This window comes from Streptomyces prunicolor, assembly GCF_045162825.1.
GTDB lineage: Bacteria > Actinomycetota > Actinomycetes > Streptomycetales > Streptomycetaceae > Streptomyces > Streptomyces prunicolor.
Window position 1 is genome coordinate 10,192,943 of record NZ_CP108676.1, and the last position, 15,252, is coordinate 10,208,194.

Consider the following 15,252-nt stretch of genomic DNA (forward strand, 5'->3'; position numbering starts at 1 on the left):
CGACCATGGACGAGACCCCGCTGGACCGGCTCGGCGCAGGCCAGTACCTGCTGATCACCAGTTACCGCAAGAACGGCTCCCCGGTCGCCACCCCGGTGTGGGTGGTGCGCGACGGCGAGACACTCGGAGTGTGGACGGTCGCCGACTCCTGGAAGGTCAAGCGCATCCGGGCCCGCGCCGATGTCCTCGTCGGCCCCTGCGACCTGCGCGGCAACCCGACCGGCAACCAGGTCCCCGGCACCGCCGAGATCTGCGATGCCGAGACCACCGCACGCTACCGCAAGCTGATCACCCGCAAGTACGGTCTCACCGGGCGCATCACGCTCCTCGGCAGCCGGCTGCGCCGTGGGCTCGACGGCACCATCGGCATCCGCGTGACCCTCGTACCCTGACGACCTTCCCCTCGACCACCGAACCCAGGGAGCCTCCGTGGACCCGCTGAACCCGGCCGAGCTGCCGCTGCGGCAGGAGCGGGTCGTCTTCGCGCGGATGCGCGGTACCCAGGACCGGGTCGCCGACGCGATCACCGCGTTCGCCGGCACCATGCTCTTCGTCTACCTCCACGCGCTGTGGTTCGCCGTCTGGATCGCCCTCAACGAAGGGCTCCTCGGGCGGGCCGGGATCTTCGACCCGTACCCGTACGGGCTGCTCACGATGATCGTCAGCCTGGAGGCCATCTTCCTGTCGACCTTCGTCATGGTGAGCCAGAACCGCCAGGCGGCCCGCGAGAACGTCCGCGCCGACCTCGACTTCGAGACCAACCTCCGCTCCGAGGTCTGGTCGGCCCACATCGGCGCCGCGCTCGGCCTCGACCCCCGTGAGGTCGAACAACGCGTCCAGGAACTCCTCACCGAGAACCGCGCCAAGATGAACAGCGGGACACAGAAGCCGAGTTGAGCACCCGCGCGATGTCGTCAGTCGCACGAAGCAGACGCATGAGGAAGGGGCCGCAGCTTTCGCGCTGCGGCCCCTTCGCTTCGTGCGACGTTCCCTTACGACATTCGGCTACGGCTTTCCGCTACGACGCGTCGAGCACCGTGCCGGTCAGTTCCGGTCCGCCGCTCTGCGGGTCGCCGTTCTCGTCCACGCCCAGGAACCGTACGGACTCGGGCTGTTCCGTCACCTGGTCGGTGATCGTCGGCACGCTGATCTCCCCGCTGAGCTGCCCCGCCGGGACGGACGTCCAGAGGAACAGGCTCAGCACCTTGGACAGCGGGCGCTCCGGCGCGGCTTCCTCACCGGAGTTCTCACTGAGCCACTGCGGGTTGACGTCCAGGGTCGACAACTCCGGGCCCGTGGCGAGCGGTTGGACGAGGAACGACGGGTTCAGCTCCACGTCGGCGGCCGCGGACAGCGTCACCTTCCACTTGAGGGGCTGTCCCTCGGTGACCCGGTCGGCGATCGGCGTCACGGTGAACGTCGGCATCGGGTCGTCGTTCTCGGTGGTCACCCCACCGCGATGGGCGCCGACCACCGCACCGTGCACCGCCTTCACGAAGATGTCGTGCCGGACGCCGTAGTCGAAGCGGGTGTTGCCCTCCACCTTCACCGGTACGTCGATGGAGTTGGCGCCGGGCCGTACCGTCACCAGCCGTGAGGTGTCGTGGCCGGTGGCCGGGTTGTCGACGTAGAGCCGCACCTGGCCGCTGCCCCGGCCGGAGACCTGGACGGGGACGCGGTACGTCCTGACACCCGAGTTGCCTTCCTTGACGGCGAGGCGGCCGATGTCGACGCGGGGGAGCGGGGCCGATGTGGCAGCCGGAGTGCCCGGGCGCCATGCCCAGGCGTCCATCAGCCAGGCCTGGCCGGAGCGTGAACGCGGGGTCAGGTCAAGGGACTTGATGCGGTGCAGGTCGAGTCCGGCGTGCGACGCGGCGGCCAACGGCACGCGGACCTCGCGGGCCCAGTAGGAGGCGGTGCGCTGGGTGCCGGGGAGGCCGTCGACGCGGACCCGGCCGAGGGTCGCGCGGTGGCCGGCGGTGTCCGTCAGGGACACGTCGAGCTGGGTGCCGGTGGTGTTGGGCGGCACGATCACCCGCAGGGCGAGGCTCTTGGCGCCACTGACGGAGACCGGCTTGTTCGGGCGGACCGCCACCGTCGAACCGGCCGCGGACCAGCGCAGCGCGACGGCGCGGCGGCCGACCTCCTTCGTGGCCTCCCACTGCGCGAAGTGCGGCGAGATGCCCTTGGAGTCGTCGCTCAGGCAGGCTACGGCCGGGTCGGGGTCCACCGCGGCACACAACTTGCCGCCGGAGACGGTGACTTGACCGTCGGGCAGGAACCCGGCACCACGGTTCGCGCCCACCGCGTGGGTGAGGACGCGTGCGGGGTCGGCGGAGGGCGCCCGGCGGCCGGAACCGTCGAGCAGCTCGCGGGCCCGGTCGTCACCGGCGATGAACAGCCGTGCCGCCGTGGCGATGTAGGTGGAACCGGCCTTGTGCTGCTGGTCGGCGGTCAGCCGGGTCGCGGCGCCCGGTGAACACGCCGCGTCCCGCTGGTCGGGGTCGTCGTAGAAGTCGTCGGACGCGGGCGCCTCGGCCTGGCCCGGAGTCCACTCGGTGTTGAAGAAGTTGTGGTCGGCGCCCTCGACGTAGACCGCGCTGTGCAGGGCGATTCCCTTGCTGACCCCGCGGGTGCCGTCGACGTAGACCTCGCCCTGGAGGTCGGAGACGTCACCGTCGCAGCCGGGGAGGAGCGTCACCGACGGCACGTCGGCCACCGGGTTCTGGCCGAAGATCGTCGGGCCGATGAGGACGGTGCCGCGGATCTTCCAGCGGACCGGGCCGCGGTAGCCGTCCTGGGCGGCCGGCGGCGGGTAGAGGCTGTCCATCGCCGCGCGGTTGACGCCCTCGCCACCGCGCGAGTGGCCGATCAGCAGGACGCGGGAGAGGTCGGCCCGGGGCGCGTTCCGCACGACCGGCGGTGCCGTCTGCGGGTGGGCGGACCAGTCGGCCCAGTGGGCCAGGTGGAGCCGGACCAGCGAGGAACGGGCCTGCGCACCGGCGTCCTCGGCATCGGCGTCCTGGGCGTTGATGCCGTTCGCGGAGATCGACACCGTGACATAGCCCTGGGAGGCGAGGAGTTGCTGGTCGCGCAGGTAACCCCGGTAGCTCGGAACCGACTTCAGGCCGGTGGGGCAGGGCCAGTCGCCGGTGATGTCCTCGGTGCCGGGCTTGTAGCAGGTGTAGTGACGGCCGTGCAGGAAGAGCGCGAGCGGGCGCTTGCCGGTGGCGCCCTTCGGCGTGACCACGACGGCCTGCATCTCGATCGGCTGCGGATACCCGGGCAGACGCACCGAGTTGAGCTTGTACTCGCCGGTCGTCGTACGGTACGTGCCCGGCTTGCCGGGGTCGATCGCACCGGCCGGGAGCGGGGCGGTGGGCTGCGCGGCGGCTCCTGAACGTCCTTCGGTGGAACCGCTGTTGTCACCGGTGGTGTCCAACCGCCGCCCTGCGGCCAGTACTTGAAGGTCCGTCAGCTTCTGGGGTGCGACGGCACCGAGGCCGAGCCGGAACGTCCGCCCGTCCTTCGCCGGTCTCGGCACACCGAGGAGTTGGCCCCCGGCGTGGAACTCGACGCGCGCGTCCCCCATGGGCACCCGCGTACCCGAGCGCCAGACCAACTGCTGTGCGGAACCCTTCCCCGTGATCCGCCAACCCGGCGGGAGAGTACCGTCGTTGGCCGCCGCCGTCGCCGTGAACGGTCCGGTGTCCGACGGTGGCGCGGCCTGCGCCGACCCGGACATCCCTCCCGCCACCGCGAGCACCGTCGCGGCCGTGACCCATATTCGCCGGGCACGGAACAATGTGTTCTCCTCCTCGAACCCCAGGCTCAGGCGCCCCGTTGGTCACGGGAGCCTCTCGCGCCCCGGAGGATGAGAAGCAGAGCCTGTGGGTTGCCTGTGGAGGAGGATTCGGCCGATCTTCGTCGGGCGGGCTCGAACCCGGGCGCGCTACGGCCGTTCGGGAACCGCCCGCCGATCGAGGCCGGTCGGTGCCCAACTGGTCAGCCGCTGCGGCCGGTTCGGGGCAGTCAGTGCCAGGCGCGGTACGGCTCGTCGAGGAGTTGGAAGACGGGCTCGCCGCGCACCGGGTCCTTGGCCGTGGAGAGCCGGACGCGGTCGCCGCTGTGGATGCCGATGGGCGGGCCGATGACCCGGCCGCGCACCACGAAGCCCTCGGCCATCTCGATCAGCGACACATTGCGCGCGGCGGGGGTGTTGCGGTGCACGACCGTGGAGTGCCGGACCGTGCCGGTGCCCTCGCTGCGCTCCGTGCGCAGGTCGCCCCCCTGGCAGACCGGACACAGCAGCCGGTGGTACATGGCGGTGCCGCACCAGGTGCAGCGCTGGAAGAGGATGGTGGCGCCGTCCGCGGCGGGCGGATCGAGCACACCCGCGAGGGAGCCGACTACCGGACGGGTCGCGAATCCTGAGTGGTGGTACACGCTGTCAACTCCCTGCGCTCGGCCGGAATCCCGCGCGCCCGGCCAGGTCGGGCACGCATGTGCGCGGCTCGCCGTGCCACCGTGCACGGCCACAGCGTATGGCACTCAGTGCCAGCCGTAAAGATACTGCGTACCCTCGACTTTTCTGTCTTTCCGGTTCAGTCGCGGCCGAACGCGGCTTCGATCTCCTGGACGACGCGCCACATCGGGGCCCCGCGTCGGGAGACGACCACCACGACGTCCTCGGGGCGCTGCTCCTGGAGTTCGCCGACGGGCCGCACCGGAGGGTGTCCGAAGGCGGACTGCACATACCCCAGGGCGTGGTCGACCTCGGCGCCCGCGTCGCGCTGCCCGTCCGAACGCAGCCAGGAACGCAGGGCGTTGTTGTGCGCCGCGACCACGGCGGCCGCGATCACGTCCGCCTGGAGGGTGCCGTCCGGCCGGCCCGCGAAGCGCCCGCGCAGATAGTCGGCGAGGGCGCGCTCGTAGCGCCACACCACCGACAGTTCGTACGCGCGCAGCCCCGGCACCTTCTTGGTGAGGCGGTAACGCTGCACGGAGAAGGTCGGGTTCTCGTTGTACATGCGCAGGACGAGCCGGGCCGCGTCGCAGACCCGCCGCACGGGCTCGTGTTCGTCGCCGCCGGAGGAGAGGAAGGCCGTCATGTCGGCCAGACAGCGTTCGTGGTCGGGGAAGACCACGTCCTCCTTGGACGGGAAGTAGCGGAAGAACGACCGCCGCCCGACCCCGGCCAGTGCCACGATGTCGTCGATGGTGGTCTGTTCGTAGCCCCGCTCCAGGAACAACTGGAACGCGGCCGCCACCAGGGCGTCCCGCATGGGCGGCTTGGAGCTCATGGACGGGAACGTAGCACCAGGCCTGCCCGGATGGCACTCAGTGCGCTCCAAGGAGGGAACTGAGTCCCCTCGCGGATCTGGAGTGATCGATATGATCAAAACGATCGATACGATCCGCCGCATAGAGTGACCGCGACCAGTTTCACCTTCAGGGGGACCCATGCGACCGCACGTCGACCAGCGCCATGAGCGGGTGCTCGAACTCGTCCGCGAGCGCGGCAGCCTGCGGGTCGCCGACCTCGCGGCCGAACTCGGCGTCTCCGCCGTCACCTTGAGGCGTGACGTGGAGGCGCTGGCCGGCCAGGGCCGGGTGCACCGGCTGCACGGCGCGGTGGTGTGGCCGGGCGGCGTGAGCACCGTAGGACTGCGGACGCGACAGGAGCCGGCCGAGCTCACCGCATCCACCGCATCCACCGGATCCGCCGCGTCCGCCGCGTCCGCCGAGGGCGTCGTGATCGGAATGATCGTGCCGACCACAGCCTCGCTCTTCGCCGACATAGTGCGCGGCGCCCGCGAGGCCGTGGGAGCGCAGGGCGGCCGACTGGTGCTCGGGGTGTCCGGATACGTCGACACGGAGGACGCCGTCCAGGCCGGGCACCTCCTCGCGGGCGGCGCGCAAGGGCTGCTCGTGGCGCCCAGTTGGTCGGGCGGTGTTCCCGTCGGCGGCCAGGAACAGTGGCTCCTCGACCGAGGAGTACCCACCGTCCTGGTCGAACGCTCAGCCCCGCCCGGCAACCCCGCCGCGGCCCTGGACCGGGTGCGCACCGACCGCGCTCACGGAGCAGCGGTCGCCGTCGGCCACTTCGCCGCCCTCGGCCACCACCGGATCACCGCGGTACTCCAGGAAGGCCCGCACGCCGCGCAGATCAGCGCGGGCTACGACTCGGCCGTACGCTCCCTCGGCCTCGACGACGCCCGAGGTGCCCCGTCCGTCCGCGAACACGGCGACTACGACTCAAGCGTGGACTACCTGGTCGACGCCGTCCGCGAGCGCGGAGTCACCGCCGCCCTCGTGCACAGCGACGAGGACGCGATCGTGCTGGTGCCCCGACTCCAGGCCCGCGGCATCCGCGTCCCGGACGACCTGGCGCTCATCGCCTACGACGACGAGGTCGCCCCGCTCGCCGACGTCCCGCTCACCGCCGTGGCCCCGCCGAATCGAGCGGTGGGGGAGTCGGCCGCGAAACTCCTCCTGCAACGGCTCGCCGAGCGCGGCAGCGGACGCCGACCCGCTCCGCGTCAACACGTCGAACTCCTCCCCGAGTTGAGGATCCGCTCGTCCTGCGGAGCCAAAACGCTCGCCCGGTGACCACGGGCCGACCGTTTTGATCATTCCGCGCGAACGCTCTCGGCGGACGCCATCGGTGAACGCCCTCGCCCAAGGAGAACCGGCATGCCCTCCATACCCCTCGCCCGCCCCCGCATCCTCTACGTCACCGACCTGACGTACCCCGCACGCGGGCGCCGCTACTGCGACGAGGACATCGACCTGACCTCCCGGCTGCGCGAGGACTTCGACCTGGCGCTGTGCCATCCGCTGGACGCGGCCGCGCTGATGGACGGCTTCGACGCGGTCGTGGTCCGCAACAGCGGTCCCGTCCTCGGATACCAGGCCGAGTACGACGCGTTCCGCGAGCGCGCGCTCCGCACCGGGGCCCGGGTCTACAACCAGCTGTCGGGCCGGGCGGACATGGCGGGCAAGCAGTACCTCCTCGACCTGAGCGCCGCCGGGTTCCCGGTCATCCCGACCGTCGACCGCGTCGAGAACCTGGACCGGCTGCCCCGCACGGACCGCTATGTGGTCAAGCCCAAACTCGGCGCCGACTCCATCGGCCTGGAGATCGTCGCGGCCGACCGGCTGCCCGCTCTGGCCGACGGGAGCGTCCTGGTCCAGCCGTGCGTCGACTTCTCGTACGAGGTGTCCTTCTACTTCGTCGACCACGACTTCCAGTACGCCCTCTACGCCCCGGACACCGAGAAGCGCTGGCAGCTGGAACCGTACGAACCCGCGCCCGCAGACCTGGAGTTCGCGCAGCGGTTCATCGACTGGAACGGCATCGACCACGGCATCCAGCGCGTCGACGCCTGCCGCGCCCCGGACGGCCGGCTGCTCCTGGTCGAGCTGGAGGACCTGAACCCGTACCTCTCCTTGGAGGCCCTCGACGACACGCGGGGGGACGCTTTCGTCGCCGCGCTGAAGGCGTCCCTGCACCGGTTCGTGCGAGCGTGAGCTTGAGCTGAACTCCGGTGGCCGTGCGCGCGTATCACTCCAGGGGATGGCGGACATCCGTGCGCGCGGAACGGAAGGAGAGCAGTGTGTCTACACCGTCCGAACCGGGATCGTCGCCAGGCGGCCCGGTCCTTGAGCCTGCCCGAGTCCTGCGCCGCCGCCGCTCCGACAATCTCGCGGCGCTGATGCGGGAGCCCCGCCGGGACTCCTCCGTCTTCGAGTCCGTGCCGGTGCCCAGGCCGATCTTCGGCTCCGAGGCCGAGACACAGGAACTGCCGCCCGTACCGGGCGAGTTGCGCCCGCTGCCGACCACCACAGGTTTCTTCGGGCCCGGTCTGCGCCGGGCCGCGATCGTGGTCGGGGTGAGCGCCGCCGCGCTGGTCGGCTTCGCCTGCGCCCTGCTGCTGCCGGGCAGGGGAGAGGCCAGCACGGCCCAGCCGATCGCCACACCCACCCCGGTGGCGTCCGCCACGGTCAGCGCGACCGCCGACCCGGACGGCGCCGGCACCCTCCGCGAGGGCGACAGCGGTGCCGAGGTGAAGGAGCTGGAGCAGCGACTCCTGCGCATCCCCAACGTCTACGAGAACGGCTCCACCAGCGGCCAGTACGACGCGACCCTCACGGCCGCGGTCGCCCGCTTCCAGCTCTGGTACGGCATCCGGGGCGACGAGAACGGCGTGTACGGCGACGACACCCGCAAGGACCTGGAGTCACGCACGACGCTCGACGACGGCCAGTAGGCGACCGGAGTTTCGAACACGTGGCAAGACCTGCGGAAAGTCGGTGGTGGTGGGGCCGTAGAGCCTCATCATGGACAGCGCGGCGCCGCAGGTCGGCGGTGTCGTGCCCGCTGCGAACCGAAGGCCACGCCGATGAGCGGCTCCCGCGTTCCTGGTCTGATCCTGCCCGGAGTCCTTCTGCTGGCCCTCGTCGTGGGCGCGTTCTGGTACTGGCGGCACCGCGACGACGACTGAACTCCACCGGCGGCGAGGTCAGCGTCCCGTGCTGTGCCCGACCAGCGCCTCCGTCACCGCGCGGACGCTGCGCGCGATGTGCTGGAGCTGGAGGACCTCGGCGGCGTACAGCTTGATGGTGTGCTCGATGACCGACTCGGGCAGTCCGATGCCGGGCAGATCGGCCCGCGCGGTCTGCAGGGCGGTCCGGGCCACCCGGATCTCGTGCTGGACCTGGATCTGCGCATGGCGGGCGAGCAGCACGGGGTGGCGGATGAACGCGGGATAGCTGGCGTAGCGGGCCGGCACCAGCTCGCGCAGCCATTTGGCGGCCGAGCGCTCCCAGTCGTAGCTGCCGGGTGTCTTGACCTGACAGGGCCAGTCCTGGCTGATGCGCGTGGTGGTGAGTTGCATGTCATCGCTTCCCGGTGTGCGGCGTCGCGGGGGTGGGTCGACGGTGGGTGGCGGCCCCGGCCCAGGGGATGACCGGGGCCGCCCTGGGCGCTCGCGGAGGCGATGCCCGACCGAACACGTCCGGCGCCGACGCGGGTAGGAGACGGCGGCTGGGCGTGCCCGTGAGAGGGCCCCGGGGAGCAGGTGTCGCCGGCGCGGCGGGTCGAGCGGAGGTGCGCATGGGCGGACCGGGCTTTCTCGGGGCGGGTGCGATCCGTGAGCAGTATTTATATATGCCGTCTGCTTTGCAAGGCGTATGAAAACATTCATACGCGAAATGGGCGGAATCATCCCAGTTCAAGTTCGTATGAGGGGGGAGTGGCGGGTCAGTCCCGCATGAAGAACTGGTGCTGCTCGGCGATCTGCTCGTAGTCCTCCAGGCGGGCCTGGGTGCGTTCGGGATCGGCGTCCGTCATGGCCTGGAGCAGGGCGGAGGCCATCACGCCGGGCGCGGCGTACGAGTCGAAGACCAGGCGGGAGCCGGTGCCGGTGGCGAAGGTGACGTCGGCCTCGTCGGCCAGCGCGCCGAGCGCCAGATCGGTCACGAGGGCTACCTTGAGCCCGGCGCTGCGCGCCACCCGGAGCGTGGTGAGCGTCTCGTGCGCGTGCCGGGGCATGTCGAAGGCGAGCAGCCAGGTGCCGCCCGCCTCGCGGGACTGGAGGATCGCGTCGTAGGCGACGCTGCCGCCGCGCGTCACCAGCCGTACATCGGGGTGGATCCGGCGGGCCGCGTACGCGAAGTACTCGGCCAGCGAGACGGAGATGCGCAGGCCGAGGACGGTCAGCGGGGTGGACGCGGACAGCTCGCGGCCGACCTCGATCAGCCGGTCGGGGTCGGCGAAGTCCCGGCGCAGGTTCTCCAGGTTCGCGATCTCGGCGTCGACCGCGGCCTGCAGTTCATTGCTCCGGTTCTCCTCGGCCGCCGGGCCGCCCGCGAGGGTGCGCAGGGCGATCGCCTGCAGCCGTTCCCGTAGCGCCGGGTAACCGCTGAAACCCACCGCCGCGGCGAACCGGGTCACCGAGGGCTGGCTGACGCCGACGCGCTCGGCGAGGTCGGTGATGGAGAGGAACGCCGCTTCGGTGATGTGCTCGATCAGGTACTGGGCGATGCGCCGCTGGCCCGGCGACAGGCGTGGCCCGTCGAAGAGTTCTCGGAGTTGGGACGTCGGCGCCGCGCCGACTTCCGGGTCGGTTTTTCCCGAGGTGATCACGGATGCCTGGGCGCGTGCCTGCTGCGGCGATGGCACCGGTGCGCTTCCTTTGTCTCCCACAGCCACTGAACATAGCTCACGGAGCGTTGTGACCAGAGGGTGATCAGCGCCGGTAGATCGTGATCGAATGACCGACTTGATCGATCGGACGACTGCTGTCGATCAACTCGGCCAGTTTTCCCCGCGCCTTGTCGATCGAAGTGTCCGAGACGACCAACAGCCCGTGCACCTCGCGCACCCCTACCTTGCGTGGATCGGACGAGTCGATGCCGTAGTACGACGGCACACCACTGCCCTTGTAGACGAGCCAGACCCGCTCGCCCGCGTACCGCTCGCGCAGCCGGTCGGCGAGGCGGCCGAGGTCCTGCCCCCAGTCCACGTTGGAGTCGTGCAGCCGCAGATAGGTCTTCGACGGACCGCCGAACGCCTCGTTGGAGTACGGCAGATAGTAGGGGAACGTCCGCAGCGAACTGACCGCGACGAACGCCACCAGCAGTCCCGTCGACAGCGGAGCCCACCGCCACCACGACCGCAGCGCCGGCACACAGGCCGCCGCGACCGCCAGGAACATCGGCACGAAGATCGCGTACCGCGTGCCGAAGTCCCGCGAGCCGTCCATCGCCGTGGCCAGCAACACGGCCGTGGGCACCAGGAGATACGGCGCCGCGGGCCGCAGTCGCCGTACCGCCACGACCGCGACGGCACCCGCCGCCCACAGCGCGATCATGCCGAGCGGGGTCTTCACCAGCAGCGCCACCGGCAGGTAGTACCAGTGCGACCCCGTGTAGAGGTGCCCGAACAGGAAGCCCTGCCACGGGTAGTCCTCCATGCCGAACTGGATGAGCATCCCGTCCCGGAACGCGCGCGGGAACGGCATCAGCGGGACCAACTGCCCGCGCAGCCCATGGATCACGGGGACCGGTTCCGTGGACGTGAACCGCAGCTGCGGATCGACCACGAGATACGACGCCCATACGACGGCGACCGTCACCACCGCGACCACGGCCGCGCCCGCGACCCCGAGGGCCAACGCCCGTCGCCTGGAGTCGCGATCGCCAGGGCGGCGGGCGGACCACACCGACACGACGGCCAGGAGCATCAGCACCGGTACGGCGGGCAGCGCGCTCATCTTCGTCGCCACGGCGGCACCCAGCGCCGCCCCCGCGAGCGGGACGTACAGCCGCGGTCGCCGCCTGGCCCGCCACAGCAGCCACACCGCCGTCAGAAGGAAGCCGGCCTGCGGTACGTCGAGCGTCGCCAGCGAGCCGTGTGCGACGACATCGGGCGAGAACGCGTACAGGGCGAGCGCCACCAACCCCCGTGCCGGGCCCACGAGTTCACGGGCGAACGCGAACACGACCAGCCCGAACAACAAGGTCAGTACGATCACCGGCAACCGGGCCCAGAACATCAGCCGCCAGGGGTCGTTGCCCGACTCGTACAGCAGATGGCGGCCCAACTCGCCTTGGTCGCCCTTGTAGTTGGTGTCGAAGTGCGGGTCGGCGATCGCGATCCCGGCGGCGATCACCAGCTTCCCGAGCGGCGGGTGCTCGGGGTTGTAGTCGAGGCTGTGCTCGCGGAGATAGACGGTGGCCGTGGCCACGTACACCGGCTCGTCGATGGTCGGTGTCTGCTGTACCGCCGTAGTGATCATCACGGCGGCCATCTGCGCGAGCAGCGCCACCACGAGGAGCGGCAACAGCCACCGCTTACGGCGCCGCAGCCCGGCGTAGAGGCGTGCCGACCGGCCGACCGTGGCGCGCGGCAGCGGCTGCCCACCGCCGTCGTCGAGCGTGTCGGGGTCGAGGACCGAGTGCTGTTCGCGCGCCATCATCCGCCCTGCGGTGAGGCCGGCCACGGGGTGGCGGGAGCGAGGCGGAGCCGGGTCATGGCCCTACTGTCGCATCGCTCCCGCCACCAGGGGCGTCACCGCTTCAGGAGTCGTACCGACAGACCTTCCGCCGTATACACCGGTACGGCCCGCAGCTTGTCCGAGTTCAGCGTGATGCTGTCGAACTGGCCGCGCAGCGAGGTCGCGCTCAGGACCCGCACCGTGGAGCCCGCGACCGGCGAGTGCTCGGCGTCGAACCGCAGGGACAGCGTGCTGCCCTTGCCGAGCGTCGCGCGCCGGGTGACCTCGACTGCGGGCTGGTGACCCGAGCGGAGCGTGACCTCAAGGGTGGCGGACTGCTGGGCGTACGCGCCGTGGATCTGCACGGACTCCGAGACCCGCAGCGCACCGCCGAGCACACTCACGTCACCGTGGCCCAGCGCGTGCGCCGAACCGGCCACCAGCGCACCGGACTTGAGCACGGTCCCGCCGGTGTACGCGTTGTGCCCGGTCAGGGTGAGCGTGCCGGTGCCCTGCTTGGTCAGACCGCCGCAGCCGTCGATGTCGTTGCGCCAGGCGTCGGCCGCGCCGAAGCCGCCGGCCGCCGCGTCGAGGGAGACGACGACGTCGGACTCGAAGGAGCCGTAACCGTCCGCCGCCGCGAAGAGGTTGAGGCGGCCCCACTGCTCGAAACCGTCGAGCAGGACGTATCCGGACGGCAGCGCGGTCGTGCGCAGCACCTCACGCCGCTGGGCCGCGTCGAGGTACGGCAGCCGGGTCTCCAGCAGCACCTCCGCGCCCTTCGGCACGGTCAGCGGCTTGTCACGGCCGCTGCGGGTCAGCACATAGGTGAACTTGGGCTTCACCAGACGGGAGTTGGCGCTCCGGTCCGCGTACGGGTCGGTCGCGGTGGTCGCCGAGTGGGCGTAGGCGTACAGGGTGTCCGCCGTCGTGCCGGTCTTCGCCTCGAAGTAGGCGAGGGCCTGGGCGCGTGCCGCGGCCTTGAGCGTGGCGTTGGCGGGGTCGGCGAGCGTGGCGGCGGCCAGCGCGGTGGCCATGATGCGACCGCCCATGACGTCCACCGTCGAGTGCATGCCGGCCATGATCCGGGTGTGGCTCAACTGGAAGGTGCGGGTGACCAGTTCCTGGAAGCGCTCCGGTACGGCGTACGCGTAGGCGAGGCCCGCCAGATGGAAGGCGTTGGTGTGGCCGCTGGGGAAGCCGCCGTCGTCCACCGGTGAAGTGCTGCGCTGGCGCAGGAGTTGGGGCGCGACGACCACCTTCGAGTCGTAGACCGGGAAGCCGAGCACGTCGACCGTGCCGGTGTCGACGACCTCGCTCTTCTCGTTCATGCGGTACGGACGCGGGTACTGGTAGGCGTACTTGCCCGGGTTGCCCGACGCGTAGTTGCCGCGCAGGGTGTCGACCAGTTCGGCGACCTTGCCGAGCGCGGAGTCGTGCGAGCCGGCGCCGAGCGCGGAACCGGCGGGCGCGTCGGCGGGGACGGCGTCGTCGATCTTGGTGGCGGGCGTGCCGTCCGGGGCGCTGGTGATCGAAGTGACCGCCAGGGCACCGGACTTGTACAGGTCGGCCAGCGGACCCAGGCCCGCGATCATCGCGTAGCTCTGGTGCTGGCGGTCGTAGAGGAACGCCTCCTTGGCCTGGGCCTCGGTGCGGTGCGTGGTGAGGTCGACGCAGTACCGCACGTTGGCGCGCAGGATCTCGGGTCGCAGCGGCGTGCCGGTGTTCCAGGCGGCGCCGGTCTTCCATATCTGCGCCATGCCGCCGAGGACCCGGACCACGGCGTTGGTCTCGGGCGTCAGGTTCGCGATGACGTTCGTCTTGTAGTCGTCGACGAACGCGAGCGGGACCGTGGTGGCCTTGGCGTCCGCGGCGGCCAGCCAGCTGACCAGCGTGGGCGCGGCGACCACGGCGGCCGAGGCGCCGAGCGAGGTCTTGAGGAAACCACGTCTGTTCACGGCGGGTCGAACGGCGTTCGTGCGCTGCCCGGCGGGTGACGGCATGGGTGAGCCTCTCTTGAGTTCTACGGCCGATGAGGCCGACGAGGTCGTGCGACCAGGGAGGAGGGTGGTGCGATCGGCTGTGGTTCGGGGTGCACCGTACGACGTGGGAAAGCGCATACGTCAACTGGTGCGTACGTGCGAAGATTTACGGTGAGCCGTGTCCCGGTGGAGAGGGTTCGGCGGCCACGACATGACCCCCGGGTGAACGGGGGCCGTGCGGTTCACAGGATCGATCGGGCCAGTGCCACCGCGCCCTCGACGGGCGGCACTTGGATGGGCCACGGCCGTGCCCCGGGTACCTGTTCGGCGAGCGCGCTGGTGAGCGCGTCGTACAGGAGGGGCTGGTTGAGGACGGTGCCGCCCGAGACCACGACGTCGTCGACGGGGACGCCGCGTTCGGCGAGCCGTACGACGAGTGCGGCGAGGGACCGGCCGGCCTCGGCTATCACCTCGCGCGCGAGGAGCGAGCCCGCGTCGGCCGCGGTGAAGACGACCCGGGCGTGACGGCCCCAGTCGGCGGAGACGTCGGAAGCGCTTTCCAACGCGGCGCCCAGCGCGGGAACTTCGGCCACCCCGAACGCCTCGACGAGTCCCAGGGCCAGTTGGTCCGGAGCCTCGCCCCGGTCGTGCGCGGCCCAGGCGGCGCGGGCCGCCTCGCGGACGAGTCCGGCGGCTCCGCCCTCGTCACCCAACACCGCGCCCCAGCCGCCCACTTGGAGTCGGCCGCCGTCGGCGAGCAGGCCCACCGCGACCGAACCGGTGCCGGCGACCAGGCCGACCCCCTTGTCCAACCCGGCGGCGGGGACGAGCAGTTCGGCGTCCCCGACGACCAGTGCGGGCACCTTGAGACGTTCCTCCAGCGCGGCACGGATCTCGGCGCACTGGCGGGGGGTCTCACAGGCGTGCCCGCCCACGGCGACCGCGGACGGGCACGTGCGGGCGGGCAGGGCGTCGTGGATCAGCGCGGTGAGCCAGTCGGCGGCGGCCACGGTGTCGTGCGGCCGCCAGCCGCTGCTCGCACGGATGTGGTCGGCGACTACATCCGGGCCCGCGCACGCGCGCAGATGTGTCTTGGTGCCACCCACGTCGATGCCGACCACGAGGGGCGTGAAGTCCTGCACGGAACCTCTTTCGTCGTTGCGCTGTGCTGCGACGGTTGGGCGAACCGTGTCCGGGGGAACGGTGGTTGAAGCACTAGGGAAGCCCCGGGACGGGCTTCTGACGGACCACGGCAGGCGAGTACCGTG

General features: G+C 71.0%; 13 protein-coding genes. 5 read left to right on the plus strand and 8 right to left on the minus strand.

The window, feature by feature from the left end; translation table 11 throughout:
• Nucleotides 1-5: 5 nt before the first annotated feature.
• Complete coding sequence (locus OG588_RS46090; protein ID WP_405952496.1) at nucleotides 6-392, plus strand: PPOX class F420-dependent oxidoreductase; 387 nt, start codon at nucleotides 6-8, stop codon at nucleotides 390-392.
• 37 nt (nucleotides 393-429) lie between these two features.
• Complete coding sequence (locus tag OG588_RS46095; protein WP_405952497.1) at nucleotides 430-897, plus strand: DUF1003 domain-containing protein; 468 nt, start codon at nucleotides 430-432, stop codon at nucleotides 895-897.
• Nucleotides 898-1,018: 121 nt separating this feature from the next.
• On the opposite strand, the gene OG588_RS46100 is transcribed toward OG588_RS46095, so the two are convergent.
• The 3 genes from OG588_RS46100 to OG588_RS46110 form a co-directional block, all read right to left on the minus strand.
• The gene (locus tag OG588_RS46100; RefSeq protein ID WP_405952498.1) at nucleotides 1,019-3,805 is read right to left on the minus strand and encodes an alpha/beta hydrolase family protein; all 2,787 of its coding nucleotides are present in this window, start codon (nucleotides 3,803-3,805) and stop codon (nucleotides 1,019-1,021) included.
• Nucleotides 3,806-4,032: 227 nt separating this feature from the next.
• Entirely contained in the window at nucleotides 4,033-4,446 is a 414-nt protein-coding gene (locus OG588_RS46105) for a Zn-ribbon domain-containing OB-fold protein (protein ID WP_266865940.1), read from the minus strand.
• Nucleotides 4,447-4,604: 158 nt separating this feature from the next.
• Nucleotides 4,605-5,285, minus strand: coding sequence for a TetR family transcriptional regulator (locus OG588_RS46110; protein ID WP_019064412.1), 681 nt, complete (start codon nucleotides 5,283-5,285; stop codon nucleotides 4,605-4,607).
• A gap of 178 nt (nucleotides 5,286-5,463) precedes the next feature.
• Here OG588_RS46110 and OG588_RS46115 point away from each other — a divergent pair, with 178 nt between their 5' ends.
• The 3 genes from OG588_RS46115 to OG588_RS46125 all read left to right on the plus strand — a co-directional run bounded on the left by OG588_RS46115 (nucleotide 5,464) and on the right by OG588_RS46125 (nucleotide 8,273).
• Nucleotides 5,464-6,612, plus strand: coding sequence for a substrate-binding domain-containing protein (locus tag OG588_RS46115; protein ID WP_405952499.1), 1,149 nt, complete (start codon nucleotides 5,464-5,466; stop codon nucleotides 6,610-6,612).
• Between the two features lie 93 nt (nucleotides 6,613-6,705).
• Nucleotides 6,706-7,533, plus strand: coding sequence for a hypothetical protein (locus tag OG588_RS46120; protein WP_405953385.1), 828 nt, complete (start codon nucleotides 6,706-6,708; stop codon nucleotides 7,531-7,533).
• Nucleotides 7,534-7,619: 86 nt separating this feature from the next.
• Complete coding sequence (locus OG588_RS46125) at nucleotides 7,620-8,273, plus strand: peptidoglycan-binding protein (RefSeq protein WP_405952500.1); 654 nt, start codon at nucleotides 7,620-7,622, stop codon at nucleotides 8,271-8,273.
• A gap of 252 nt (nucleotides 8,274-8,525) precedes the next feature.
• Here the strand turns inward: OG588_RS46125 and OG588_RS46130 are convergent, their stop codons facing one another.
• From OG588_RS46130 to OG588_RS46150, 5 genes are all read right to left on the minus strand, one after another.
• Nucleotides 8,526-8,900 carry a hypothetical protein gene (locus OG588_RS46130; RefSeq protein WP_019064417.1) on the minus strand — a complete coding sequence of 125 codons (375 nt, stop codon included), beginning with the start codon at nucleotides 8,898-8,900 and terminating at the stop codon, nucleotides 8,526-8,528.
• Between the two features lie 365 nt (nucleotides 8,901-9,265).
• Complete coding sequence (locus OG588_RS46135) at nucleotides 9,266-10,186, minus strand: MurR/RpiR family transcriptional regulator (protein ID WP_019064418.1); 921 nt, start codon at nucleotides 10,184-10,186, stop codon at nucleotides 9,266-9,268.
• A 67-nt stretch (nucleotides 10,187-10,253) separates the two neighbouring features.
• Nucleotides 10,254-11,984 carry an ArnT family glycosyltransferase gene (locus OG588_RS46140; protein WP_405953386.1) on the minus strand — a complete coding sequence of 577 codons (1,731 nt, stop codon included), beginning with the start codon at nucleotides 11,982-11,984 and terminating at the stop codon, nucleotides 10,254-10,256.
• Between the two features lie 92 nt (nucleotides 11,985-12,076).
• Nucleotides 12,077-14,005 carry a phosphatase PAP2 family protein gene (locus OG588_RS46145; protein WP_405952501.1) on the minus strand — a complete coding sequence of 643 codons (1,929 nt, stop codon included), beginning with the start codon at nucleotides 14,003-14,005 and terminating at the stop codon, nucleotides 12,077-12,079.
• Nucleotides 14,006-14,226: 221 nt separating this feature from the next.
• The gene (locus tag OG588_RS46150) at nucleotides 14,227-15,126 is read right to left on the minus strand and encodes an N-acetylglucosamine kinase (protein ID WP_405952502.1); all 900 of its coding nucleotides are present in this window, start codon (nucleotides 15,124-15,126) and stop codon (nucleotides 14,227-14,229) included.
• Nucleotides 15,127-15,252: the final 126 nt, after the last annotated feature.